Origin of the sequence: Wolbachia endosymbiont of Drosophila leontia (assembly GCF_028981785.1) — a bacterium.
GTDB lineage: Bacteria > Pseudomonadota > Alphaproteobacteria > Rickettsiales > Anaplasmataceae > Wolbachia > Wolbachia pipientis.
The window spans coordinates 1-7,422 of sequence record NZ_JAPQLK010000165.1 but is presented as its reverse complement, the minus strand read 5'-3'; the positions used below and the strand labels follow the sequence as shown (position 1 = coordinate 7,422).

At 34.0% G+C, this 7,422-nt stretch carries 5 protein-coding genes, 1 other RNA gene and 1 pseudogene; 5 read left to right on the top strand and 2 right to left on the bottom strand.

Annotated elements, in window-relative coordinates; translation table 11 throughout:
- Positions 1-672 precede the first annotated feature (672 nt).
- On the bottom strand, positions 673-1,965 hold the full coding sequence (glmU, locus tag OZD63_RS05725) for a bifunctional UDP-N-acetylglucosamine diphosphorylase/glucosamine-1-phosphate N-acetyltransferase GlmU (protein WP_265013942.1): 1,293 nt from the start codon (positions 1,963-1,965) through the stop codon (positions 673-675).
- Positions 1,966-3,009, bottom strand: a complete 1,044-nt coding sequence (pheS, locus tag OZD63_RS05720) for a phenylalanine--tRNA ligase subunit alpha (RefSeq protein ID WP_274979544.1) — start codon at positions 3,007-3,009, stop codon at positions 1,966-1,968.
- Between the two features lie 145 nt (positions 3,010-3,154).
- Between pheS and OZD63_RS05715 the strand changes: the two are divergent.
- The 5 genes and pseudogenes from OZD63_RS05715 to OZD63_RS05695 all read left to right on the top strand — a co-directional run bounded on the left by OZD63_RS05715 (position 3,155) and on the right by OZD63_RS05695 (position 7,235).
- Positions 3,155-4,887: pseudogene (locus tag OZD63_RS05715) on the top strand (hypothetical protein).
- A gap of 181 nt (positions 4,888-5,068) precedes the next feature.
- Positions 5,069-5,665 (top strand): riboflavin synthase, encoded by a 597-nt coding sequence (locus OZD63_RS05710; protein WP_274979545.1) that lies wholly within the window; start codon positions 5,069-5,071, stop codon positions 5,663-5,665.
- A gap of 57 nt (positions 5,666-5,722) precedes the next feature.
- Positions 5,723-6,313 (top strand): CvpA family protein, encoded by a 591-nt coding sequence (locus tag OZD63_RS05705; protein WP_010962383.1) that lies wholly within the window; start codon positions 5,723-5,725, stop codon positions 6,311-6,313.
- A 124-nt stretch (positions 6,314-6,437) separates the two neighbouring features.
- Positions 6,438-6,774: a transfer-messenger RNA gene (gene ssrA / locus OZD63_RS05700) on the top strand.
- A gap of 23 nt (positions 6,775-6,797) precedes the next feature.
- Entirely contained in the window at positions 6,798-7,235 is a 438-nt protein-coding gene (locus tag OZD63_RS05695) for a ClpXP protease specificity-enhancing factor SspB (protein ID WP_275008348.1), read from the top strand.
- Positions 7,236-7,422: the final 187 nt, after the last annotated feature.

Here is a 7,422-nt window from a genome sequence, read left to right as displayed (position 1 = left end):
ATGAATTTATTGTACGTTACCTACTATCCGAAGAGCGATGCAACAAAGCCATTCCAGTGTCACGCACTGGGATGACAGCAGTCCTACGTCATACCGCCGCGAACCGTCATACCGCGATTCATTCGCGGTATCTCAGCAATAGATCCCGCTAACAAGCAGCGGGATGACGATTGTCGTTTAGCCATAAACATTAAGGAATTTACCAAATGAAAAAAAGGCAAAAGAAGCCCCGTGGTTATTGTCCGCTTTAAAATATTGGCGTTTTTTACGTTTTAAACGCTTGACAAGCGAAATTCAGCTGCTTTTAATTGCAACTAACCTACGCTGCAAACGTTTAAGAAATTTACTAAGCAGAAAAAAAGACAAGGGACCCCCGAGTCAGCTAGTCTTTTACTATCTCTGTCGAGTATTGGCATCTTTTGAAGTTTTGTAAAGACATACAGTATCTATATACTGCAAAAAATTAAACACAAGACGCCGATACATTAAGTAATCCCTACCTTTTAGTCTGCAGATTGGCGAAAGCAAATACAATAGCTTCGCTGTTATGATAAGGGGGCTGGCGGAGTTTGTCAAGGAAGTTTTTTTGTTTCTATTCCCAATAAAAGTTTGTTATATGGTTGTGCAAGAAGTCTAATATTAAAAATGACACAACAACATAATTAAATTAGACTACTTTATTCTCTTAGTTACTTGCTTTTCTCTTGCTATTGCAAGGCTTTTTTCTGGTACATCCTCAACTATAACACTACCTGCTGCAATTACAGATTCATCATGAATATTAAGCGGCGCAATTAGTGAGCTATTGGCGCCAACAAAGCAATTGCTCCCTATATTCGTTTCATGTTTATTTTTCCCATCATAATTACAAACAATAGTGCCTGCTCCTATATTACTCTCCTGCCCTACTTTAGCATTTCCTATATAACTTAAGTGTTTTATTCTAGTGTTTTGACCAACTTCACTTGTTTTCACTTCCACAAAATTTCCTATTTTTGCCTTATTACCAATTGTTGTGTTTCCGCGTATTCTGGTAAATGGACCGACCTCAGCATTACTTTTAATTAAGCAATTTTCTAAATGCGAAAATGGCAGTATTTTCGCACCAGACTCTATTTTCACTCCAGTACCGAAAAAAACATATGGGTAAATAACTGAATCTCTGGCAATTTGCGTATCAAGAGAAAAGAAAACAGTCTCTGGTGCAACAAGCGTTACTCCGGAGTCGGTAAAAATTTTTCTTTTATTTTCTTGAAAGTAAAATTCAGCTTTTATAAGGTCATTTCTGTTATTTATTCCCGTTGCTTCTTCTCCACCGGTAATAACGTAACCGACATTTAAATTACTCTTCACTGCAATGGAAACTATATCGGTCAAGTAATATTCATGAGTTGAGCTATTGCACTCTATTTTCTCCACCAATTCACGTAAATTCTTTGCACATGCAACCATTATTCCAGCATTTGCAAGAAATTCTTCATGATTATTTTTATCACTCTTTGCTTCTACGATTTCTCTTAAGGAACCATTCTCAATAATTAACCTACCGTATTCTTTATTGCTTGTCCTAAAACCTAGGCAAACTAGAGCCTTGCCTTCTAAATAACTAATCATTTTAGTTATTGTGCTGCTTTTTATGAGCGGAGTATCCCCATACTGCACAACAACTATGCTTGAATCTGGCAATTCTCTTAGGTTTCTCATCGCAGTTTTGACCGCATCTCCCGTGCCAAGTGTTGATTCTTGTGTAATTAACTGTATATCCTCAAAGCACTTTAGTCTTTCAATTAAAGGCTGATCAACTACAACAGCAATATTTTCAGGATTTAACTGTTTTGCATTATAAATGACATGCTGAAGCATGGAAAAATTGCCTATTTCGTGCAGAACCTTAGGCAAATCTGAATTCATCCGCCTGCCATGCCCGGCAGCAAGTATGATAAAAGTATGAGCTTTATTTATCACTTATCTTAAAGATGAAAAATGAAAACCGTAATGATCAAGCCAGCTGATTTTGTTGTCATAAAAGCTCCTCAAGTCGCTAATTTGATATTTTAGCATTGCAAGCCTTTCTATACCAATGCCAAACGCAAAACCGTTGTATTTAGTATGGTCTATTCCAACATTTTGAAATACATTTGGATGCGTCATACCGCATCCCAGTACTTCTATCCATTTACTACCTTTATAACTTATGTCCACTTCCGCAGAAGGCTCGGTAAAAGGGAAAAAACTATTACGAAAACGTATCTTCAGCCCTTTATCGCCAAAGAACTTATTAAGGAAGTGATGAATAGTAAATTTTAACTGGCCCATATTGACATTCTCATCGACATATAACCCCTCTATTTGATGGAACATAGGGGTGTGAGTTGCATCAAAGTCGTTTCTGTATACTCTACCTGCGGCTACTATTTTAATTGGGAATTTTTTTGTTTTTTCCATGGTTCTAATCTGTACAGATGAGGTGTGAGTGCGCAGTACCATTCTTTTATCATCTATTTTATTCTTTAAGTAGAAGGTATCTTGCTCCTCTCGTGCAGGATGATGACTTGGAGTATTCAGTGCATCAAATACATGAAATTCATCTTCAATGTCAGGGCCATCAACTGCTTTAAAACCCATATGTGCAAAAATAAGCTTTACTTCATTTAGAACCTTACTGAGTGGATGGACCTTGCCAATTTTTTCTGGCCTCGCAGGTAACGTAATATCAACTGCCTCGTTCTGCAATTTAAAGTTAACTTCTTCGGCTTTTAGTATATTCTCCTTATTCATTATAAGCTGATCTAGCTTATTACGTAAAACGTTGATAACTTCGCCTAAATTGCGCTTTTTTCCTGCGTCTTCTATCTCTTTTAAGTTGTCAAAATAAGCTTTAATTACACCCTTTTTTCCCAAATATGATAGCCTAACTTTTTCTAAATCTTGTAAAGAAGAAGCATTCTCAATTTCAGAGATCGCTTTATCTTCAAGTGAAGGTATTTCATTCAGTAGCTCTTTATTCATCTTAGAAACGCTGGCCTAAACTTTAATTATAGTAAAATCTTGAATAGCATCAACAATCTAAAAACTGTCCCATTTTAATTATTAATTTATTGACTAATTAATTTTTTTTATTTACTTTTACGTTGATGAATTTGCTGTATCAACTATGCACAACAGTGACATTGAAACTGATAATAAGTACAAAATAGAGGATTTACCTAAGTTCTTTAAGGAAAGATCCAGAAACATAAGTAAAGCATTTTCTAGCAAAACAATTAAGATCAGTGCTATTCGCTCGAGAAGTATTGAAAGCAATATACAAAAATTTTCATTTGAGCTAACAGCAACAGATAAAGACACCCTTAATATAAGACCATTTCAAATAAAATCTTTAATTGATTTTTTCAAAATCTGCCTTTCCCGGGAAAAAAATTTTACAGTCAACATAAAAGTGCCCAAAGAAAGCAGTGAATTATATAATAACTACTGTAAAACTAGCAGTTATAAAACTGTGGAAGAATTCGTAAATAGTGCTCCGCCTCAAATCCTTCTGCAGGGCACAACGATAACGCTACAAACAGACGTTGAAAACATTAACCTGGACAACTTGTACCAAATCGAGTTATTTCTAAATGAAAAGCTACAACATGCAGAAAAAACTGAAAATGAGGAACAGAGTCAAGATACACTACAAGTAAAAGAAGCAGAAAATAAAGACAGACAAGAACAAAGTGAAACTAAGCAAAAAAACGCACAAAATAGACAAATTGTACCATTTACAGGCTCGTTTGGCTTTAACATAGCAAGCAAAGTAAATTGTAAAGCTCCAGTGGTTGCTGCTGCAATAAAAGCTAATATACCAAAATATAGAATCTTCCTTCCCTTATCTAATTTTTTTAATGATGTAATAAGGTTATCCCTTTTAAGAACACCAAAACTTTCTATACAGAACAACAATATACCATTTGGTGTCATTCCAGCGCTTGACCAGAAAAAAAGAGACATGGATCCAAGTAGTATAGGAAATCTAATACCTCAAGAAGCAGAACAGAATGTAGGTCAAACTACTTCGCACACAGAGTATTTTAAAGCTAATAGAAAAAAATCGAAAAAGCAATCTCAAGAACTACCAGAAGAAGAAAAACAATCTACCATAAAACAAGCACGAAATGATGCTAGAGTAGCTATGATAGATAACCAAATTGAGCACAGGGGGAAAAACTCGATAAAATATTTATTGAAGTGATGAGTGGATACAAAAATCAAGATCCAGAAACATTTTGCAATATTTTCAGCTCAGTATTCAATATTGTTTACTTTCAAGATAAACAATCACATGCAATATTAGAGCCAGGCGAGATATCAGAAGTATTACAGATACTCGAAAGGCCACAACCTCTTAGTAACTCACTTTTAGGTAAAGAATATTTACAAAAACAAGTATATAGAAAAAAAGAGCAATTAGTTTCAGGTGTTTATATACAACAACCTCCTACACAACATAAGAACACTCCTCATAAATCTACAAACCCTTTACCAATTAAAGATCCTTCACCAGCAACAAATGAAGCTAAAACTCTACCGCCTACTAACATTGCACTCAAATCACCGTTAAAAACTGTATTTTCCTCAAAAAAGGCTTATTTTTGTCTATTTATAATAGTAGCATCTGCATCAACACTTTGCTTATGGCATTTTCCATCAGGAAAAGTGTCAATGTTAAAAGGATTAGTGCCACCAGAAAAAAGAGAAAGTATTGGGCTAGCATTGAACATAGGGTTACCAATATTAACTGCATTATGTGTTCTGAGTTTGGCTTATTTCATATATTCTGAATATTCTATAGAATCTATTGAACAAGTAAGTGAAAACGATCCCCTTTCTCGCGCCTATAGCTAGTGCAGGCTCAGTTTTCCTACGTCATACCGTCACGGTATCTCTAGATCCCGCTAACACGTAGCGGGATGACGAATTTGTCGTTTTTTAAATTGTCGGTAAACCAGAATTACTTTAACTATAACAAAATAGAAATAAGTTGTTGTAAAAAATTTTTCATGGTAAAATCATTTATTTTTACCATATGTTTAAAGGAATTATCACGGATATCGGGACTATAACTGATACTACCACTCACTCCAACTCTGATCAAATTTTCCATATCAAGACACAAAATTTATCCTCTACAAATAAAGGAGATTCAATAGCTTGCTCTGGTGTGTGTTTAACTGTTGTTGATATAATGAGTGATACATTTACAGTCCAAGCGTCTCAAGAAACTATGAAGGTTGCTAACTTAAATACGTGGAGAATAGGAAAAAAAATAAATCTCGAACAAGCAATGAGATTAAGCGATAAGATCGATGGCCACCTAGTTCAGGGTCATGTTGACGGGATAGTAAAAATTTTAACAATTGAGCGAAATTTAGATTCTCATGAAATCAAGCTATCATGCTCACAAGAATTAATTAAATTTGTTGCAAAAAAAGGCTCCGTTACACTAGATGGGGTTTCTCTCACAGTGAATTCAGTTATTAATCAGGAATTTACAGTAAATATCACCCCCTATACATGGGAAAATACAACTTTTCAGTACAACAAAGTAAATGATTATTTGAATTTAGAAATTGACATGATCGCTAGGTATTTAGATCAATTGATGCAGCATAAATACAATTAATTTTACAACCTTGTTATTTACAACTATTATGTCTCAAAAACCATATAGATATAAAACATGCTTTTCGATAGCCTAATTATCTTCATTGTTGTTCTATGCGTAATAATCTCGGTAACTAGAGGCTTTATAAAAGAGCTATGCGCACTAATGTTTCTATTTTTATCGGTCTTTCTGACAGCTAATCACTATGATTTTTTCGCTCCAAATTATAGTAAATATTTTGATTCTAAAGTTACACTAAACATACTTTCTACAATCTCTGTATTTATTATACTTAATCTTATATTCATGATAATAAATAACTGGCTAATGTACATATTATCACCCATAAGGTTGGGGTTTATCGATAGAGTTACTGGAATCTTTCTCGGAGTGCTTAAAGGAATATTGCTCTCTTATGTATTATTTTTTGCTGTGCACTTATATTGCTACACAGTATATGACAAAAAAGAGGGGGAGTATAAAATAGAAGCAGAAGACATATTGCCTAATTGGATAATAAATTCACACTCTTATCAGGCTCTATTTGTGACAGCAGAAGAAGTAATTGACATGTATGTACCAGAGTCGTTGATACTAAAAATAAAAGAGATCGGTGGAGAAATGGTTGATCAAGAAAAACCTAAAAACAATAAAAAAGAAGAGTAAATATTTATTTATAAATATTTTCATTGGGAGTATTCAAAAAGCCATATGTGTCAGGTTAAGAGCACAGAATTTTTTACTGGAAATATTAATTTTGTTTTAGCAATAAATCGACTTAAGGTTATAATATCTTGACATTTATTTAATGTTGCTATATAATGGCTATGTACATTTTGTGTACTATAGCAATAAAATTACCTTGTAATAGGTGTATTGGACCCGAGGGCGGTACTCGGCGTCTCCACCATGTTTTTTAATTTATACGGGGACGAATAAGGATCGACATGCATAGTAAAGATGGTAGCTTTGCTCGGTTAGACACCACCGCTAAGAGTTCATAATTTAAATGCAAACGATAACTTTGCTGCTGGTAGTAATGAATGTTGTGTTGCTGCTTAATTTAGCACAACCAATTTATTACTAAAGCACGGTTCAGGGAACGCCGGGTAACAGAAGTTCCCCCAAAATTTACGTATGTGAAAGTTATATGGAGCAAACAGATTACAAAAAACTGCTTAATTCTGCTAAGTTTCAAGTTATCAAAAAGACTTTAGATGTTATATCAGGTAATGGTTTTATCCCTCACTTAGAAATATTATTTTTCACATATTTTAATGGTGTGACCATGCCAGATCGTTTGAAAAAGTCATACCCTACTCAAATGCTTATTATATTACAGCATCAATTTTATGATTTAAAAGTTTCTGAGGATAAATTTAGCGTCAGTTTGAGTTTTCAAGGAAAACAAGAGCGAATTACTATACCGTTTTTTGCTATTAGTGAGTTTCGTGATAAAATTTCAGGAGATGTTTTAATATTTGACAAAATCAGTATCGACTCTGATAAAGAATACAAAAGTGAAAAGTGTACTGAAAAACTATCAAACGGTAGTATTGTATCCATAGATCAACTGCGTGATGAGTAACTGCTCATCCTTATAAACAAAAAATATTAATAGAAAAAAGTGGTCTAACTTAAGTAATAGAATAGAGGCTAGATAAATATGCTAAATCTTTGATTATTTATTGACGCAGGTGGCAAAATTTTTCTTAGAACCTGTTTAAAATCTTCGTAATAGGAGAGAAATGAAGGAAAGGACAATCATTTGCAAG